General features: G+C 48.0%; 17 protein-coding genes. 10 read left to right on the top strand and 7 right to left on the bottom strand.

The window, feature by feature from the left end; all coding sequences use genetic code 11:
- The first annotated feature begins 20 nt into the window (after nucleotides 1-20).
- Complete coding sequence (locus HMPREF3016_RS09820) at nucleotides 21-1,112, top strand: quinone-dependent dihydroorotate dehydrogenase (protein ID WP_048752179.1); 1,092 nt, start codon at nucleotides 21-23, stop codon at nucleotides 1,110-1,112.
- 68 nt (nucleotides 1,113-1,180) lie between these two features.
- Here the strand turns inward: HMPREF3016_RS09820 and HMPREF3016_RS09815 are convergent, their stop codons facing one another.
- On the bottom strand, nucleotides 1,181-1,804 hold the full coding sequence (locus HMPREF3016_RS09815; RefSeq protein ID WP_004004653.1) for a DUF3043 domain-containing protein: 624 nt from the start codon (nucleotides 1,802-1,804) through the stop codon (nucleotides 1,181-1,183).
- A 97-nt stretch (nucleotides 1,805-1,901) separates the two neighbouring features.
- Here HMPREF3016_RS09815 and HMPREF3016_RS09810 point away from each other — a divergent pair, with 97 nt between their 5' ends.
- From HMPREF3016_RS09810 to HMPREF3016_RS09790, 5 genes are all read left to right on the top strand, one after another.
- Nucleotides 1,902-3,308: a dipeptidase gene (locus HMPREF3016_RS09810; RefSeq protein ID WP_070741896.1), complete on the top strand. Its 1,407-nt coding sequence runs from the start codon at nucleotides 1,902-1,904 to the stop codon at nucleotides 3,306-3,308.
- Between the two features lie 186 nt (nucleotides 3,309-3,494).
- Complete coding sequence (locus HMPREF3016_RS09805) at nucleotides 3,495-3,848, top strand: HesB/IscA family protein (RefSeq protein ID WP_004004655.1); 354 nt, start codon at nucleotides 3,495-3,497, stop codon at nucleotides 3,846-3,848.
- A 218-nt stretch (nucleotides 3,849-4,066) separates the two neighbouring features.
- Nucleotides 4,067-4,954, top strand: a complete 888-nt coding sequence (gene coxB / locus HMPREF3016_RS09800; RefSeq protein ID WP_004004656.1) for an aa3-type cytochrome oxidase subunit II — start codon at nucleotides 4,067-4,069, stop codon at nucleotides 4,952-4,954.
- 15 nt (nucleotides 4,955-4,969) lie between these two features.
- Complete coding sequence (gene ctaD / locus HMPREF3016_RS09795; protein ID WP_048752175.1) at nucleotides 4,970-6,673, top strand: aa3-type cytochrome oxidase subunit I; 1,704 nt, start codon at nucleotides 4,970-4,972, stop codon at nucleotides 6,671-6,673.
- Between the two features lie 3 nt (nucleotides 6,674-6,676).
- Nucleotides 6,677-7,078 carry a cytochrome c oxidase subunit 4 gene (locus tag HMPREF3016_RS09790; protein ID WP_048752174.1) on the top strand — a complete coding sequence of 134 codons (402 nt, stop codon included), beginning with the start codon at nucleotides 6,677-6,679 and terminating at the stop codon, nucleotides 7,076-7,078.
- Between the two features lie 675 nt (nucleotides 7,079-7,753).
- Here HMPREF3016_RS09790 and HMPREF3016_RS09785 read toward each other — a convergent pair.
- The 4 genes from HMPREF3016_RS09785 to HMPREF3016_RS09770 form a co-directional block, all read right to left on the bottom strand.
- A complete protein-coding gene (locus HMPREF3016_RS09785; RefSeq protein WP_048752172.1) occupies nucleotides 7,754-9,418 on the bottom strand; it encodes a cytochrome bc1 complex cytochrome b subunit in 1,665 nt (554 codons plus the stop codon).
- A gap of 3 nt (nucleotides 9,419-9,421) precedes the next feature.
- Nucleotides 9,422-10,528: a cytochrome bc1 complex Rieske iron-sulfur subunit gene (locus HMPREF3016_RS09780; protein WP_004004660.1), complete on the bottom strand. Its 1,107-nt coding sequence runs from the start codon at nucleotides 10,526-10,528 to the stop codon at nucleotides 9,422-9,424.
- A 43-nt stretch (nucleotides 10,529-10,571) separates the two neighbouring features.
- Nucleotides 10,572-11,366 carry a cytochrome bc1 complex diheme cytochrome c subunit gene (locus HMPREF3016_RS09775; RefSeq protein WP_070450227.1) on the bottom strand — a complete coding sequence of 265 codons (795 nt, stop codon included), beginning with the start codon at nucleotides 11,364-11,366 and terminating at the stop codon, nucleotides 10,572-10,574.
- A gap of 62 nt (nucleotides 11,367-11,428) precedes the next feature.
- Nucleotides 11,429-12,067 carry an aa3-type cytochrome oxidase subunit III gene (locus tag HMPREF3016_RS09770; RefSeq protein WP_004004662.1) on the bottom strand — a complete coding sequence of 213 codons (639 nt, stop codon included), beginning with the start codon at nucleotides 12,065-12,067 and terminating at the stop codon, nucleotides 11,429-11,431.
- A gap of 232 nt (nucleotides 12,068-12,299) precedes the next feature.
- Here HMPREF3016_RS09770 and trpD point away from each other — a divergent pair, with 232 nt between their 5' ends.
- From trpD to HMPREF3016_RS09750, 4 genes are all read left to right on the top strand, one after another.
- Entirely contained in the window at nucleotides 12,300-13,391 is a 1,092-nt protein-coding gene (gene trpD, locus HMPREF3016_RS09765; RefSeq protein ID WP_192831430.1) for an anthranilate phosphoribosyltransferase, read from the top strand.
- 262 nt (nucleotides 13,392-13,653) lie between these two features.
- On the top strand, nucleotides 13,654-14,193 hold the full coding sequence (locus tag HMPREF3016_RS09760) for an NfeD family protein (protein WP_239661849.1): 540 nt from the start codon (nucleotides 13,654-13,656) through the stop codon (nucleotides 14,191-14,193).
- Between the two features lie 64 nt (nucleotides 14,194-14,257).
- Complete coding sequence (locus HMPREF3016_RS09755; protein ID WP_013399065.1) at nucleotides 14,258-15,250, top strand: SPFH domain-containing protein; 993 nt, start codon at nucleotides 14,258-14,260, stop codon at nucleotides 15,248-15,250.
- Between the two features lie 166 nt (nucleotides 15,251-15,416).
- A complete protein-coding gene (locus tag HMPREF3016_RS09750; RefSeq protein ID WP_004004666.1) occupies nucleotides 15,417-15,755 on the top strand; it encodes an RNA polymerase-binding protein RbpA in 339 nt (112 codons plus the stop codon).
- Between the two features lie 75 nt (nucleotides 15,756-15,830).
- Here the strand turns inward: HMPREF3016_RS09750 and HMPREF3016_RS09745 are convergent, their stop codons facing one another.
- Both HMPREF3016_RS09745 and gabT read right to left on the bottom strand, forming a co-directional pair.
- The gene (locus HMPREF3016_RS09745) at nucleotides 15,831-17,417 is read right to left on the bottom strand and encodes an APC family permease (RefSeq protein WP_048754048.1); all 1,587 of its coding nucleotides are present in this window, start codon (nucleotides 17,415-17,417) and stop codon (nucleotides 15,831-15,833) included.
- 241 nt (nucleotides 17,418-17,658) lie between these two features.
- Nucleotides 17,659-19,029, bottom strand: a complete 1,371-nt coding sequence (gabT, locus tag HMPREF3016_RS09740) for a 4-aminobutyrate--2-oxoglutarate transaminase (protein ID WP_013399068.1) — start codon at nucleotides 19,027-19,029, stop codon at nucleotides 17,659-17,661.
- Nucleotides 19,030-19,037: the final 8 nt, after the last annotated feature.

Raw genomic sequence — 19,037 nt, 5'->3', positions numbered from 1 at the left:
CACACCACAAGGAGCAAATAATGCGACTATACCCAACCTTCTTCAAAATCTTCTTCGCAGGCATGGATCCCGAAAAAGCACACCACATTGGTTTCTGGGGAATACAAACCCTCAAAAACCTAGGTATTACTCGCATCCTCAAAAGCTACCTTCAACCCAATCCCAGCCTCCGCACCACAGCCATGGGACTCACCTTCCCTTCACCCTTCGGACTAGCCGCAGGCTTCGACAAAGGTGGGAAAGGTATCGCAGCCCTTGCAGGACTAGGATTCGGACACATCGAAATCGGCACCATCACCGGACAGGCACAACCTGGTAACCCACAACCACGTTTATTCCGCCTCATCGAAGATAAAGCAGTCATTAATCGTATGGGATTCAACAACGACGGTGCCGCAGCCGCAGGACCCCGAGTCGCATCAGCACGTGCCGATCTAGAAACCGAATACCGTCCCGAGAAACGCCCCATCATCGGCGTCAACATAGGAAAAACAAAGATTGTAGAACTAGAAAACGCCATAGAAGACTACCTAATATCAACACGTACCCTAGCCCCACAAGCAGACTACCTCGTCGTCAACGTAAGCTCCCCCAACACCCCAGGACTACGTACACTGCAATCCATCGCAACACTCCGCCCACTCCTACAAGCCGTACGAGAAGAAGCAAACCGAGTCTCACCCCACCGCCACGTGCCTCTCACCGTTAAAATCGCTCCAGACCTTGTAGACGAAGACATAACAGCTGTCGCTCGCCTAGCCCAAGAACTAAAGCTTGACGGGATCATCGCAACCAACACCACAATCGCACGCGAAGGCTTAGGACTTCACACCACCAAAGAAAAAATTAACGCTATAGGCGCAGGAGGACTCTCAGGAGAACCACTTAAAACCCGATCACTCGAAGTCCTACACCTCCTCAAGAAAGAAATAGGCAACAAACTAGCCCTCATCTCTGTTGGAGGAGTAACCAACGCCCAAGACGTACAAGAACGACTAGACGCAGGCGCAGACCTTGTCCAAGGATATACCGCCTTCCTCTACGAAGGCCCCTTATGGGCCGCCCACATCAACCGAGGACTCTACAAAATCCGTCGCTCGCACCAAAAATAAACCTCACAAAAAGGGTGAGAAACCAAACACGGTTTCCCACCCCCCAGAAATCATTAAAGACACAGTATTTACTTTGGATACTCCCCATACTTAACAAGAGGATAAGGTCGCCGCATCCGACGAATCATCATCACACGGTTGAACGCATACATACCACTACCACGCTGTACCTCGCCAAACTTAGCAATAACCATCTGTTTAAGCTTGCGCCACATTAACCAGTAATCAATAACCCACAACAGCATCAGAGCATACATGCCATACATAGTCCCGTAGTAGACAGGAGCAGCAGCTACGCCAAAACCGCTCACAACCCACGACGCAACAAGAAAAACAATGAGCAAAATAAGCATTATATCGCCCAAATTCCGGCGAGCATCAATATAGTCGCGAATGTACCGCCGCTGAGGCCCCTTATCCACTATCGGCAGATACTTCTCATCGCCAGTACGCATAGCCTCCCGCTGCCGTGCCCTAAGCTCAGCAGCAGCCTCACGATCAGCAGTCTTCGCCGCGCCACGATCAGCACCGACTATAGGCCTCCTTCGCGCCGCAACCTGCTCTTTACGAGACGGTGTAGGACGCCCTTTCTTCGGCGTGAACTTAGAGTTCTCAGGAACCTCATGCTGTTTCTCTTCTTCAGGCTCGACAGCAGCCTCCTGCGGAGCCTTACCTTTTTTACGACCAAACACCCTACTAGAATAACCAAAAATAATTTCCTACGCCGAATACCAAGACCAAAAATAAAAAAGTATGCGCCACCCCTGTATAAAGCGTATTGTTAGACGCATGGCCAATTTTCCTCATAAATTCCCAGAACATGATGCGCTCACAGAGGCGCTTGAAGCCCATTTTGATGAATATCTTACTGAGCTGAAGGATCTAGTCTCTATCCCATCCATCGCGTGGGAAGCTTTTGATCTAGCCCAAGTCCAACGAAGCGCTGAAGCTGTGTACGAGCTTGCGAAACGGTCAGGTTTTCAAGAGGTAAAAATCCTTTCTGCGTCGTACCACGATGAAACGGGGGAGACACATCAAGGTATGCCAGCGGTAATTGCCACTAAACCAGCTGTTTCAGGGTATCCCACAATCCTGTTATACGCTCACCATGATGTACAGCCTCCTGGCGATAACACGCAGTGGGAAACTGACCCGTTTACCGCAGTTCAGAAAGGCGCTCGCCTCTATGGCCGCGGTGCTGCAGACGATAAAGCAGGGGTTATCACCCATATGGCGGCTTTCCGTTTAGTATCGGAAGTATTAGGCCATGATTTCAACGTTGGCGTAAAGATCTTTATCGAAGGGGAAGAAGAAGTAGGGTCACCCTCTTTCCGCGAATTCTTAGCTGCCTACCAGAAGGACCTAACCGCTGATTATATTGTGGTAGCAGATTCTGCCAACTGGCGAGCTGGAGTTCCGGCATTAACTACCTCATTACGTGGCGTAGCTAGCGGGGATATTGAAGTTCGAACTGGTAATCACGCAGTACACTCTGGTATCTTTGGAGGCCCTTTTCTAGACGCACATACGGTATTAGCCCGTCTGCTGGGTACTTTTCATGATGACGAAGGTGCAGTTGTTGTAGAAGGCCTGTACCGTGGTGAAGACCCTAAGGTCGAATATCCTGAACATGAATTCCGCGCAGATGCTGGAATCTTAGACCAGATGCCTCTAGCAGGATATGGATCAATTACATCTCGGCTCTGGCAGCAACCTGCACTTTCCGTTATAGGTATGGATATTCCGTCAATTGCCCATTCTTCAAATACCCTTGCTGTTACTTCGCGAGCTCGTATTAGTGTCCGGCTGGCTCCTGGTGATTCTCCCGAAAATGCGCACAAAGTTCTGGCAGACCATATAAAGAAGCATGCACCTTATAACGCGCAAGTTAGCTATACTCCTGTCGACTCAGGGTTACCCTTTGCCACAGATGTTGAGCAGGATGGAGCTCAAATCACCTTGTCAGCAATGGCTCAAGCTTGGGGTATATCTCCTGTGCAGACAGGCATAGGAGGCTCAATACCTTTTATAGCGGATTTGAAGGAGAACTTCCCCGACGCCCAGATTCTAGTAACTGGTGTTGAAGACCCAGACACCCGGGCACATAGCGCCAACGAATCGCTGTATGTACCTGATTTTAAACGAGGAATTTTAGCGGAGGCACTGATATTGAGTGCTCTCAGCAGGAGTAAGTAGATTAGGAAAGGAAAGCAACTCAAGGAATATACCTCACACACTAAGTACAGAATTCTACAAAGTTGGTATTCTGGACGTAAGAGACCTTGATGCCCTTAGTGAACTTGTGAGTCCGCTGTTGTCGTGAAGAAGTAGGACAGCGTAATCTGACTTTACGAAGGGGGATATTGTCAGGAAAGGATAAACATGACTGAGACTGTAACTGAGCTACCAACACACGGGGTTAACCTTACTGAAGTTGCTCAGAATAAGGTACGTACTTTGCTCGAACAAGAAGGACGTACCGATTTGCGCCTCCGGATTGCTGTACAGCCCGGTGGCTGTTCCGGGCTAATCTATCAGCTCTACTTCGATGAGCGAGTACTTGATGGTGACGCAGTGCGTGATTATGACGGTGTGCAGGTTATCGTAGATAAAATGAGTGCCCCTTATCTAGATGGCTCAACGATTGATTTTGAAGACACGATTGAGAAACAAGGATTCTCAATTGATAATCCGAACGCGGCAGGATCATGTGCCTGTGGCGACTCTTTCCATTAGGAGCATGGATATAACAGAACCCCTAAAAAACCAACTTTAGGGGTTCTGTTACGTTAAAATTCAGTAATTTTCCAGGAAACTTACAATTTCAGTGACAGAGTGTCACCGTAAGAGCAGAATTCGCGGTAAGCTCTAAGGGATAAGTTTTTTATAATTGCCTCAGGTTTACCTGTAGACCTGAGCACTAGCACACACTGCAAGAACAGGAAGGGCCGTCTGTGAGTTCGCAATATCGAACCGGCAGTCGTCGTAAGCGTGCAAGTCTTGTTGGCCTCGGGACTACAGCGACGCTGCTGATGACTGGTTGTTCAATGGATAAGGCAGCTGTAGGCTGGTTACCTACAAAAGCTGGGCATCCGGCTACTGATAATGCCGAGAACCTCATGCATCTCTGGGTAGGCACTTGGAGTGCAGCTCTTGTTGTCGGTCTTATTACTTGGGGCTTGATGCTATGGTGCATCATTGCCTACCGTAGGCGTAAGAACGAAAGTGGCTATCCTCGTCAGCTCAGCTATCACCTGCCTCTGGAAATTTTTTATACTTTCGTTCCAGTCGTCTTGATCGTCAGTATGTTTACGTTTTCAGACCGAGTCGAGCGTCAAGTAACTGGTCCTAAAACTGGTGCCGATCGACAGGTCACTGTTGAAGTGTATGGCAAACAATGGGCCTGGGATTTCAACTACACAGATGAAAACGTGCATGTAACTGGTGTACAAGCTCACCTTGATGGTTCACCAGGTAAAGAAGCAGAACTTCCAACGCTTTATCTGCCCGTTAACTCAAATGTTGACGTAGTCCTCAAATCGCGTGATGTGATCCATTCGTTCTGGGTTCCGGCTTTCCTAGAGAAACGGGATACGATCCCTGGTATGACGAACCATATTCATATCACTACCAAAGAAATTGGTGATTATAAGGGTAAATGCGCTGAACTTTGCGGTGAGTACCACTCTGAGATGTTGTTTAATGTCAAGGTGGTCTCACAGGAAGACTACGACAACTACATCAATTCCCTTAAGCAAAATCCCGAGAATCAGGGTATCGCTGGGGACGAATACAACCGTAATCCCAACCAGAACGCGACTCCGCGTCCCGCTAACCAATAAAGGGGTGAAATAGACGTGACTACCCTCGAATATTCAACTGAGAGTGCAACGGCTGTTGCGCCGCGCGTGGTTCCTAAGTCCAAGGGACGCATCTTTGTCAATTGGATTACTTCCACGGACCACAAGACCATTGGGTACATGTACCTGATCTCTGCCTTCATCTTCTTCTGCATGGGCGGAACTATGGCTCTGCTGATGCGTATTGAGCTTTTTGAGCCCGGTATGCAGATCCTACAGACGAAGGAGCAATTTAACCAGCTCTTTACGATGCACGGTACCCTTATGCTTCTCATGTTCGGCACCCCTTTGTTCACCGGTTTGGCGAACGTGCTTATCCCGCTCCAAATTGGTGCTCCCGATGTGGCATTCCCGCGCTTAAACGCATTGGCTTTTTGGTTCTTCCTTTTTGGGTCGCTAGTAGCGATTGCAGGTTTTATTACCCCACAAGGTGCAGCCTCTTTCGGCTGGTTTGCATACGTCCCACTAAATAGCACTACTTACAGCCCGTCTGTCGGTGGTGATTTATGGGTCTTTGGTCTTGCGTTGCAGGGGTTCGGCACAATTATGGGTGCGGTTAACTTCATTACTACAATTGTGGCAATGCGCGCCCCTGGCATGACTATGTGGCGTATGTCTGTGTTTACGTGGACAACTCTGATTACTTCAATCTTGATTATTATGATCTTCCCGCCTCTGGCATCCGCTTTGTTTGCTCTAGGTATGGATCGCCGATTCGGAGGACATATTTTTGATCCAGAAAATGGGGGAGCGGTGCTCTGGCAGCACTTGTTCTGGTTCTTCGGGCACCCTGAGGTGTATGTGCTTGCGCTACCTTTCTTTGGTGTGACTTCGGAGATTATCCCTGTATTCTCACGTAAACCCATTTTTGGTTACAAAGGTCTTGTTACAGCGACCATTGCTATTGCGGGCCTGTCTGTAACTGTGTGGGCGCACCATATGTACGTAACTGGAGCGATTATGCTTCCGTTCTTCTCGTTCATGACCATGATGATTGGTGTTCCAACCGGCGTGAAGTTTTTCAACTGGATTGGGACTATGTGGCAGGGGTCCATTACGTTTGAAACTCCATTATTGTGGATCTATGGATTCTTAGTAACCTTCCTCTTTGGAGGTCTGACGGGTATTATCCTGGCTACTCCGCCTCTAGACTTCCATATCTCGGATACTTACTTCGTGGTTGCACACTTCCACTACGTGATTTTTGGAACCATTGTTTTTGGTATGTTTGGTGCATTCTACTTCTGGTGGCCAAAATTCACTGGCAAGATGCTCAACGAACGGATCGGTAAGATTCACTTCTGGCTGGTATTCTTCGGGTTCCACGCGACCTTCTTGATTCAGCACTGGGTTGGCGTTGATGGTATGCCTCGTCGATACGCTGACTATCTGCCCGAAGACGGTTTCACCTGGATGAACCAGTTCTCAACTGTTGGATCCATGATTCTTGCCGTTTCAATGATTCCCTGGTTCTGGAATGTTTACATTACTGCTCGGTATGCTCCGAAAGTCGAGGTAGACGATCCCTGGGGATTCGGCGGATCTCTCGAATGGGCGACTTCTTGTCCTCCGCCCCGCCACAACTTTACTGCATTGCCTCGTATCCGTTCCGAACGCCCGGCTCTAGACCTACATCATCCCGAGCTTTCAACGAATCATGATGTTGCCGCTGCAGCTCTTGCAGCACAGAAGGGAGAGTAAACCGTGAAAGTTCTCGGGAAGGTCTTCCTGTACCTTGGTATATTCTTTACTCCTGTTGGAATTATTTATGGGTTTATGACCAATTTTGATGAGTGGGCCGGGTTTCCCGCGCTCCTCGTGACGGCGCTCATGTGCTTCTTCTTGGCTTTCTTCCTCATGTTTACTGAAAAGAAGCTAGGAAGCCAACCCATGGATAACTACACGGGTGAAATCGCTGAGAGTGCTGGTGAGTATGGGTTCTACTCACCATGGTCTTGGTGGCCGTTCATGATCGGTTTAACGTGCATGATTGTTGTTCTTGGGGCAGCGATTGCTTGGTGGGTACTAATTCTTGCGTTGCCTATCGTAGCAGTCGCCGTTATCGGGTGGGTATATGAATACAACCGCGGTGATCACGCACACTAATCATATACAGTAAAAGGTGGGGTTACATCATCTATACGGATGATGTAACCCCACCTTTTCTATATTCCAGAGATTCTCGAATAAAAGATATGTACTAAAAAGGGAGGTAAGAAAAAGCTAGTTGGATTAATTGTCTGTATTGGCAGTTTATCTGAGGATCATCGAAGCAGCGAGGTGCCTATCGCACGATAATAGTTTTTGCAGAGGCAGTTTCGCTCGCTTATCAGTACGCTCGGCTCGAAAGAAAAGACGGCAATTTTATGCTCGCAGAAGTGCTCTCTCTGCAAGAATTCTAGAGTCTCAACCTCAAACCTAGGTTATTGCTACTTTTATCTGTTAATCCGCTAGGCTCCTTCCTGCCTCTAAGACCAGCGGCATGATAGTTTGTGTAAATTTCAGGGACGGGGTGTGCTTAGCACATATGAAGTTATTCCATTATGGCATCAGGTATATAGCGATCGCTGATAAGTAAGCAAAGATTCTTAGTTTCAGGAATAGGGCATGCTGCTTATGAGAATTTTTCATGAGAAAGTCTGGACTCCTGGCCTTAGAAGATGGATATGATATTGGGTCAACAGCAACATTGCTGGAAGAGATACATGCGGTACAAACGTTGAGGGTTGGTCCCACAGTTTTGTGGCACCAACCCTCAAGTAAACTTATGAAGTTGTAACTTTAGCCCTTAATCTCGGGGCTATCAAAGGAAGCTCCCTCAACCCTTTGAGCTTCATTATGTTCATGATGAGCTTCTTCTAGCTCAGTAGGAGTTACAGGAAGAACACGATCAGTAAAGAACAACTTCGATAAGGTGCCTCGTGCTTTCTCAAGCATTGTAACCTTCCCCTTAGCATTGGGGCGTGCAGGTATTACATCTGGTGAATCGAAACTAACTAGCTTGTACCGACGATACTCGTCAAGAGGCCTGTGCACCTCAATAAACTCACCATGGGGGAGTTGCACCACTTGACCAGTTTCGATGCCATGAAGCACTAGCTCACGATCTTTACGCTGCAAGGAGAGGCAAATCCTTCGGGTAATCTCGAAACCAAGGATGGGTCCAAGGAAGAAGAGCGCACGCAATACATAAGCTACATCATTTAGCGAGACGTGGAAATGTGTTGCGATCAAATCAGAAGATGCCGCGATCATCAAAACTGAGTAGTAGATGATACCGGCAACACCGGCGCCTGTACGGAATGGAGCGTTACGCGGGCGATCAAGAATATTATGAACCCGATTATCTTTGGTGACCCAACGTTCGATCCAAGGCCACGTGAATAAGAATCCCATCAAGACGCCTGCGAGTGCAAAAGGCAGTAGGACATTCAGAACCCATGTTCCACCGATTTGCCATTCCCATGACCATGGCCAAACACCAGGCCATAGACGTAATGCACCGTCACCAAAGCCTACGTACCAGTCAGGCTGAGTACCTGCTTGAACTGGAGATGGATCGTAGGGACCATAGTTCCATATTGCGTTAATAGTGAAGGTGGAAGCTAAGAAAGCGATGATACCGAAAACTATGAAGAAGAAACCGCCTGCTTTTGCAGCATAAACCGGACCTACAGGAAAACCAACAACGTTATTGTTGGTACGACCTGGTCCTGGATATTGGGTGTGTTTATGCAGGACAACCATGAACATATGCAGTCCAACGCACAACAACAGAACTGCCGGAATGATCATGATATGCAGGCTGTATAGGCGGCTAATAATGTGTTCACCTGGGAACTCGCCTCCGAAGAAGAAAAGCGAGAGGTATGTACCTACAAGCGGAATTGCGACCATAATGCCATCGACAATTCGCAAACCGTTACCAGAGAGCACATCATCGGGGAGGGAGTACCCAGTAAAGCCCGCCATAATGCCCGTGACAAAGAGGACGCAACCTACAACCCAGTTCAGCTCACGTGGACGGCGGAAAGCCCCTGTAAAGAAGACACGGAGCATGTGGATACAGATGGCCAACATAAACATGAGAGCCGCCCAGTGGTGAATCTGACGGATCAACAGGCCCCCGCGAATATCAAAAGAGATATCTAAAGTAGACGCAAACGCAACAGACATTTCTGTACCCTTCATGGGTACATATGAACCGTCATAGGTAACTGCAGCGGTTGATGGGTTAAACCAGAATGTTAAAAAAGTTCCTGAAATAAGGAGCACTACAAAGCTGTATAGAGCCACCTCACCGAACATAAAGGACCAGTGATCTGGAAAGATTTTTCGGCCAAATTCTTTAACAACCCCAGACATGCCAACACGCGTATCAACAAAATTCGCGATACGCCCAGCGTTGCTTTTAGGTTTGTACTCGTAGCCAGTTGTTGTAGACATTACTTATTTCGCCTCCTTCTCACGCTCTGCACGCATTTCTTCGACGTGCTGACCGCGTTCCCAATACGCGGGACCAACTGGCTCATGGAAGTCGCTCTGAGCCACAAGATAACCATTATCATCGACTGTAATCGGCAACTGTGGGAGTGCGTGACCTGCAGGACCGAATACAACCTTGCATTCATCTGCCGCATCAAAAGTAGACTGATGGCACGGGCACAGCAGATGATGCGTTCGCTGCTCGTACAGCGCGATGGGACATCCAACGTGTGTACAGACCTTCGAATAAGCGACTATACCGTCAACGTGCCAGTTTTTGCGTTCTTCCGAAATCTTCATCTCATTGGGGTCAAGACGCATCAACAAGACAACTGCTTTAGCTTTTTCCTCTAGATAGCCATTTTCATGGCTGAGGGACGTGATGGTCTCCGGCAGAACGTGATAAGCAGATCCGATCGTAACGTCAGAAGCTTTAATCGGAGTCCCAGAAGGGTCGCGTACAAGACGGACACCCTGATCCCACATCGTGTGTTTAAGAACGGCAGGATCATTCGGCCCCAGATCGCGCAGAAACGTAATAAAAGTTAACGGAGCCAGAATAACTGAGCCAATGAGAGTATTGCGCAGGAGAGGACGGCGTTTAATACCTGACTCATCAATAATAGTTTCGATGATTTCTTCTGCCTCGGCGCGATCCTCTTCAGGACGCAAATCGTGCCGCTCCTCAACGAGTTCATGGTCAGGCATAAGCGTACGTGCCCAATGAACAACTCCAATACCAATGCCGAACATAGCGAATGCTATACCTAAACCAAGCAAGAGGTTCTGCAGCTGCAGTTTACTGGTAGGCTCCGTATTGTTTACATCAAAGAAGTTACCTTCAACTGATATACCGAAATACGCGACCCAGAATAACAAAGAGCCGAGCATTGATAGTACAAAGAGTAGAATAACTTGGCGCTCAGCACCTTTAGCACGCTTCGAATCCACATCTGTCAGACGTGGACGATGTGGAGGCAGCCCAGGATTCTGAAACTGCTCCTTTGAATCCTCTGAAGAGGTAACTACGGTAACGCTCTGAGCGTCTTGACCGTCACGATGGTTTCCCATGTGTTGCCTCAAATCTTTTCCGATACGAATAGTATGTGCGTATTTATGCTGAGCGAGAGGTCAGCCAAATAACAAAGATAAGCACGATCCCTAGACCGACGCTCCAAATCAACAGACCTTCAGCGACAGGACCTAGAGAGCCTAGCTTAAGACCACCAGGGGAAACATTTTTTTCCTGTGCTTTCAAATAGGTGATAACATCACGCTTCTCTTGCGGGGTAAGGTTTGCGTCGTTGAAAACAGGCATATTTTGAGGTCCAGTTTCCATGGCTTCATAGATATGTTGTTCGCTAACACCCATGAGAGAAGGAGCAAACTTCCCTCGGGTAAGAGCACCACCCGCACCAGCCGCGTTATGACACATTGCGCAGTTGGCTAGGAAGACACGGGCGCCATTTGCGGCATCGCCTTTGGTGGTATCTAGATTCTCTGCTTCAGGTATTGCAGGACCGGCGCCCAACGAAGCAACATATGCAGAGAGCTGCTTCGTCTGTTCCTCGTTGAACTGACCAGGTTTGACTTGAGCCTGTGTACCTTGCATCTGCATAGGCATGCGGCCGGTACCAACCTGAAAATCAACTGCGGCTGCACCAACACCGATGAGCGAAGGACCATCAGCGGTGCCTTCAGCGTTCATTCCATGGCAGGTTGCACAGTTGGCTTGGAAGAGTTTTTGACCAGCGTTTACATCATCTTGAGTGTATGCATGGCTTGACTCGGCCTTGGCCTGATTGGTGGCAGTGGCAACTGTGTAGAGACCACCAGTAAGGATGAGAGCCAACGCAAGCAACACAATAGCTGCAAGCGGGTGACGCCGCTTCTGTGAAAGTGCCTTCACGTCTTTTGTTCCTTGTGTGTGCTAGTAAAAATGGATACGGACGGGGCGAGAGTGTTGGACTGTTATTTGACGAAGTACACTACGGCAAATAGAGCGAGCCACACAACATCTACAAAGTGCCAGTAGTACGAGACAACGATTGCACTAGTTGCTTCGTAATGACCAAATCGCTTAGCGACAAATGCGCGACCAATGATCAGGAGGAAAGCTACTAGACCAGCTGTCACGTGTAACGCATGGAACCCTGTTGTGATGTAGAAAGCGGATCCGTAAGCGCTAGATGCAATGGTTACGCCTTCTGAAACCAAGGTTGCGTACTCATAAGCCTGACCGCAGACGAAGATTGCGCCCATGATGAAAGTCAACACAAACCATTCAGCCATGCCCCATGCCTTAATATTCAGCAAAGAACCGGAGCGGCGTGGTTTGAGCTGTTCTGCGGCAAATACGCCCATCTGGCATGTCACAGAACTCAGCACAAGAACGATTGTGTTGATAAAAGCGAAGGGAACGTTAAGGATATGTACATTATCAGCCCAAATGTCAGGACGTGATGCCTTAAGGGTGAAGTACATAGCAAAAAGCCCGGCAAAGAACATCAGCTCTGATGCCAACCACACGACGGTACCAATGGCGACCGTGTTGGGTCGGTTAAGAGCCGGATGTGCCGGCCTGCTGGGGTTATTGGTTACAGTTGTCACATAGACATTATGTCGCTAAAACTTGCGAAGAGCGAATACATAACCTCTTAAATCTTGCGGTGTGTTGGGAAAATCCTTAGAGTTCCCTGTAAACTAGCGGTTTTCACGAGATTTGTGCGACACGCTCTATGTGTAATGTTTTGGTAAGTTCGTGGGGGAGAGAAGCCTCAAAGCTGTGGCACCCTATGCGCTGGCAGCAGATGAATCCTGCAGGAAGGTTAAAATCGGGAGTATGGATATAACTGCACATGAGTCATTAACCTGGAAATACATTTTGAATCAGCTCATCTCTGGGCAGGATCTCGGTTCTCGTCATGTGGACTGGGCTATGGATGAAATTATGACTGGTTCAACGCCTGAACCTATACTTGCTTCCTTCCTGACATCGCTCCACATGAAGGGGGAGACCTCTGAAGAGTTAGGCGCCCTTGCGCGAGGAATGCTTGCAAAAGCTGAAACTATTGATCTTGACGTACACGCGGTTGATATTGTAGGCACTGGCGGAGATCAGCAGAATACCGTCAATATATCCACCATGGCAGCCTTGGTTATTGCTGGTACAGGTGCGACAGTTGTTAAACATGGTAACCGGGCGTCAACCTCTAAATCAGGGTCGGCAGATGTCTTGGAGGCGCTAGGTATTCAGCTAGATATGCCGATTAAGTCTGTTGCCGCGTGCGCTCGGCAAGTAGGAATCACCTTTCTATTTGCAATGACTTTTCATCCCTCTATGCGGTTCGTAGGGCCAACTCGAAAAATATTAGGTATACCAACGGCTTTTAACTACCTAGGACCCATGACAAACCCTGCGCGAGTGTCATCATCTGCAATTGGGGTAGCTAATCCGCAGATGGTAGAAAAGATGGCTTGGGTTTTCGCGAATCGAGGCGACCATGCCCTTGTATTCCGGGGGGATGATGGGCTTGATGAATTGACAATTGCTACAACTTCCCAGATCTGGGAAGCAAGTGGGGGTACTCTTCAGAAATATGTCTTTAATCCCGAAGGCTATGGGATTGAGCGTTCTTCATTAGATAACCTGCGAGGGGGAGATGCTGAGTATAACGCCAGTGTGTTTCGCGCAGTATTAGCTGGGGAGGGCGAGTCGGCAAAAGACTCGTTGCATGCAATTCGTAATGCAGTTCTTATTAATGCGGCGGCCGGTCTGATAGCTTACCGAAAAAACGACGGCAGGAGCTTTGAGGAACGGTACACAGAAGCTTTGGCGGATGCGCGCCAATCTATTGATACTGGGGCAGCAGCTCAAGTTTTGAACGCTTGGGTAGAGTTTAGCCACCTGGTGGTAGAAACGCCGAGTCCGTAAAGCGCCTATTCATGTAAATAGAAGATTTTGGTTTATCTGTAGCTTTACTGGACATTGAGGAGAAAGAAGCTGCTGGGGTGAAACCGTCTTTACGAGGGCGCACTGGCAGCTAATCCGGTTCAATTGCACGGAAGGTTGAGTGGCTGGGGTGTGGTTTTCTGACTCTACTTTACATAATGTATATTATCGGCCATTTGTGGTGTTGTGAGTTTGTGTGAGTAAACTCTTTGATTGGTGATGCACCTCATGGAATAATGTTTGTATGGCTTGGGCGCTCTATACGTTGGATCATTGTGCCTACGATGAGGAGGAAAATATGGATTGGCTCTTTGACAGCCCATGGACATTTTGGCTGATACTAGCTTTGCTCTTTGCGATAATTGAGATGCTGTCTCTAGATCTCTTTTTCTTGATGCTTTCCCTATCTGCCCTCATCACATCGGCTATTTCACCATTGATCGAACATTTTTTCGCTCGAGGAATAGTTTTCGCGGTTTTGTGTATCCTTTTTGTGCTTATTCTACGTCCGCCTCTTCTGAAACGCCTCAACCGCTCTGCCGGAAATACTGTTACAAATGCCAAAGCTCTTCGGGGTAAAACTGTTCTTGTGACAGAGGATGTCACTGCTGAGTCTGGTTTAGTGCGTCTTGAAGGCGAAATTTGGACAGCACGCACTTCAGGAGCTCCTATCCCTTCCGGCTCCTACGCCCAGGTCGAAACTATTAACGGTGCTACAGCGTTTGTGTACCCGCATGTATCAACTTTGCCAGAAGGATCAGCTGTTACCCCTGAAGCTGAATAAAATGTTCCATCTACGCCCCTAAATTTTGTTATTAATCACCGAAAAGAAAGTAGGTAATGAAGATATGGTCCCAGTTATTCTTCTTGTGATTCTCTTCATTTTTGTTCTTATCTTGTTGGCTAAAACCATCCGGGTGATTCCTCAAGGTCGAGCAGGAATCGTTGAGCGTCTTGGTAAGTTTCGAACCGTGCTAGAACCCGGTTTGCATATGGTGGTACCGATTATTGACCGCGTGCTGCCTCTAATTGATGTCCGTGAGCAGGTTGTCTCGTTCCCTTCGCAGTCCGTGATTACCGAAGATAACCTTGTGGTTGGGATCGATACCGTTGTTTACTTTCAGGTAACAAGCCCCAAGGACGCAACCTATGAAATTACGAACTATATTCGTGCTGTTGACGAGCTCACCAGTGCGACCCTCCGTAACGTAGTCGGTGGTCTAAACCTTGAGCAGACCTTGACCTCTCGCGATCAAATCAACGCGGAATTGCGTGGAGTTCTTGATGCTACAACCGGCCGTTGGGGACTACGAGTATCTCGTGTCGATATTAAAGAAATTCAGCCTCCACACTCTATCCAGGACTCAATGGAGAAGCAGATGCGTGCAGAGCGTGATCGTCGTGCTGCCATTCTGACGGCCGAAGGTCAGAAGCAGTCAGATATTCTGACGGCTGAAGGTGAATCTAGGGCTGCTATCCTTCGCGCGGAAGCTGAAAAACAGGCTCAGATTCTTCGAGCTGAAGGTGACGCTCAATCTGCAATCCTTCGAGCTGACGGTGAAGCTGAAGCTGTTCATAAGGTATTCGAAGCCATCCATCAATCTAACCCGAGCCAACAGCTACTCACCTATCAGTATCTGCAAACCTTGCCCAAACTTGCTGACGGCCAAGCTAATAAACTCTGGTTTATCCCCACAGAACTTGGCGATGCTCTACGAGGTCTTGGTAACGCATTCGGCAATTTGCCGGTATCGGACATAAACGATGGATCGACAAAAGCAGCGTATACAAAGCCTGATACTTTTGAGAACCCATCTCAAGGATATGGCTTCAATAGTTAAGATAGTTTAGCTTGACTTCGCGAATAGCTGTCTCTAATAGTTGGGCGGCGGAGAATATTCTCGATATAATGGATGTTTTAGACGTTCGAGGGAATAGCTCTCCCCCGCCCAACGTTATGCAACTGCTGAGTATCTGCGGAAACCCTTTCTGGAGTCTGGAGGAATTGTGAGCGATCGTAGCCTGCGTGGTATGCGTCTTGGAACTCAATCTATGGAAACCGAGTCCAATGTACAGCCTGCACCCCGTCAACGTGTAGAGTACCGAACCACTGATGGTGACCGCGTATTTGTGACCTTTGCTGCTGAAGCTGAAATTCCACAGGTCTGGGTTGCTAAAACTGGCAAAGAAGCATATCTTGTCAACGGCGAGAGTGACGCCCAGAATGACGATGATAAGCCAGCTCGTACACACTGGGACATGCTAATGGAACGACGTAGCGTTGAAGAGTTAGAGAAGACTCTAGAAGATCGGTTGGAATACTACCGTTCTCATTATGCACTGTAGGATACATTCATAATGCATAAGGGAGAGGAACCCTTCTAGAGGCTCCTCTCCCTTTCTTGTGCACATGAGAAATAACTAGTCAATCATATGCTCTACCTCCATCGGGACCTCGCCTTTGAAGAAGGCAGGACGGAGGCAACGTTGATACACCATAACGCAAATTCCTAAGAGAAGAATCGCGACACTTAAGCAGAAAACTAGCCCGACTCCCCCAATTTCAGACCCCGAGCCATGATGGGGATCCATGGAATCATAGGTCGTCTGGATGAAGAAAACAAGAAGCATAATGCCTCCCAAAAGGGGAAACAAAAACTTGTTCACAAATGATTTAAAGCCTGATGAGAAGGCCACCTTTCGAAAATACCATACACAGGCAAATGCCGTCACGCCGTAGTATAAACAGACCATCAAACTCAAAGCGGAGATAGTATCCCAAAGCACAGAGGTTGAAATAAAACGCATAAGAACGTAGAACAAGGTAGCAATCAGACAGGAAGCGATGGTCGCATAACTAGGTGATTGGTACTTTGGGCTAATACTCGCAAACTTAGGCCCGAGTGCCTTGTAATATCCCATGGCTAGCAATGTTCGAGCTGGTGAAACTGCCGTGGATTGTAAAGAAGCTAAGGCCGAAATAAGAACTGCGAAAGACATAATAATTCCGAGAGAACCTAGTACAGGCCCCGAAAGAACAGCAAAAATATTCTCCTGGTTATCAGAGTTTCCTAGACCCAGACCTTCTGAGGACGTACCCGCAAATGCCAAAGTGCCCACAGAGATTAACAGGTACAGTAGAACTACTGTGAGGATAGTGCCAACAGCTGCATGACCGCTAGTTGTATGCTCGCCTTCTGTTTCTTCATTCATGGTGAGGACAGCGTCCCAACCCCAATATATGAAGAAGACAAGAGATATGCCGGAAGAGAAAGCTGAGAATGACTCGATTCCGAAGGGGTTAAACCATTCAAGAGTCGGAGCAAGGTTAGCAAACCCAGTATTTGTGACCGCTTTATAGAGGGCGACACCCGCAAAAATAGCGAGTACGACAAGCTGGAAAATAATGAAAACAGTTTGGATTTTCTGAGTCGCATCCAGCCCGCGGTATGTGATGTAACACCCGAAACCCATCAAGGTTAAGAATGTGCCGATATTGATAAAGGTATTACTTGAAAGAGTCGCTAGATCTGGGTTAGAAAAAACCTGAGACAAAGCCAGGTAAAAGAAATCTACAGCTATACCTGCGAGGTTTGAGAGAACCAAGATGGTAGCTGCTAATAATGCCCAGCCTCCGAGCCAACCAACCCACGGACCAAATGCTTTGGTTGTCCAGGTGAATGTTGTTCCCGCATCCGGCATAGCAGCGTTAAGCTCTCGGTAGCCAATAGCTACCAATAGCATAGGGATAAACCCAACGAGAAAGATCGCGGGCATGTGCTCCCCCGCTACAGCTCCTACAGGACCCAGGGCCCCCGATAATGAGTATGCGGGTGCTACCACAGAGATACCAATAATAATGGAGCCAAAAAGAGATACAGATCCGGAAGATAATCCCTTTTTGTTAGCGGCGCTTGTATCAATAGCACCGTGGGGGTTATTTGATGCAGAATCTTTGGCTAGACTCTGACCTTTATGTAACTTGTGGGGTTGATTATTCTGAGACAAGGTGCTCTCCCTCTATCGGAGTGTCGTCGCCAGACGGTGTGTGCTTATAGCGACCTGCTCAATATGCGATTTAGTCTAATTGATCCAGAACAGTAGTAAAATCACCTGAATTTTTGTCTACAAGGTGTGCGCATAATAGCTATAGGTAAATAACTGGCGCATGTGTGGAGTAGGATTAGCTGTGACAAGAGCCCCGATCGTTATATGAGATATGACCGGGGCTCTGTAAGCCTCCAAAAAATTATGAAACGCTTCGAATACCTTCGATAAGAATATTCATTGACTGTTTTAGGAGCTCGTCACTGATAGTAAGCGGAGGAAGCAGACGAATAATGTTGCCGTAAGTACCACAAGTAAGAATAAGTACTCCTCGTTGCTGACAGTAAGCAGCAATATCCTTGGCCGCCGTGGGATGCGGGGCTTTAGAAATAGAGTCTGCTACGAACTCCAGTGCGAGCATAGCACCACGTCCGCGGAAATCCCCTACAATGTCTAGCTCATCAACAAGCGGGGCTAACGCTGCTGTCACCAGTTTCTCAATATGCAGAGCTCGTGCGTTCAAATCAAGATCCTGCATAGTTTCAATAGCCGCAAGAGCAGCCGCACAAGATACAGGATTACCACCGTATGTTCCGCCTAATCCTCCTGGCTGAACTTTATCAAAAAGCTCTGCCCGACCAGTGACGGCTGAAAGCGGCATACCACCAGCAATGCCCTTAGCAGTGGTGACCAAATCGGGTTCAATGCCCTCGTACTCACTCGCAAACCATTTGCCAGTGCGGCAGAAACCAGTTTGTACTTCATCAGCGATAAAGACGATACCTTTTTCGCGTGCCCATGCAACCAGCGTTGGTAAGAAACCATCGGCGGGAACAATGAACCCTCCTTCACCCTGGATAGGCTCGATGAGAATTGCGGCTACGTATTCTGAACCAATTTGCTTCTCGATCATGTTGATGGTGCGTTGAGCTGCCTCTTTACCATCCATGCTCTGATCGTCCCGGTAAGGGTAGCTCATAGGAGCACGATAGATTTCAGGAGCAAAAGGACCAAAGCCTTTCTTATATGGTGCTACTTTTGCAGTCAACGCCATTGTTAAATTGGTCCGCCCATGGTAGGCATGATCAAAAACAACTACGGCATTGCGACCGGTAGCTGCACGAGCAATTTTTACAGCATTTTCGACTGCCTCCGCACCAGAGTTGAAAAGTACTGAGCGTTTCTCAAAGCGTCCGGGTATTAGCTCGTTTAGTTTTTCAGAAACTGCGATATACCCCTCATAAGGAGTAACCATAAAACAGGTGTGGGTGAAGTGTGTGACCGATTCTTGAACTGCTTGTACCACCTTGGGAGCTGATGCACCAACAGTTGTGACTGCGATACCCGCTCCCAAATCAGCCAACGAGTTACCATCAACATCAATAATGACGCCACCGTCTGCATCAGCCGCGTAAACTGGGAGCCCCGAAGCGACAGATGCAGGAACAGCTTGTGAGCGACGATGTGCAAGAGCACGTGATGAGGGGCCGGGAAACTCTCCAGTAAGTTTTATCTCTTGAGGAAGACGATACATCTCTACCATGAGACTACCTTTCAAAGGAAAACGTAGCATAAGCTACA

The sequence above is a fragment of the Rothia sp. HMSC065D02 genome, assembly GCF_001815285.1.
GTDB lineage: Bacteria > Actinomycetota > Actinomycetes > Actinomycetales > Micrococcaceae > Rothia > Rothia dentocariosa.
This window is presented reverse-complemented; position numbering and strand designations above follow the sequence as displayed.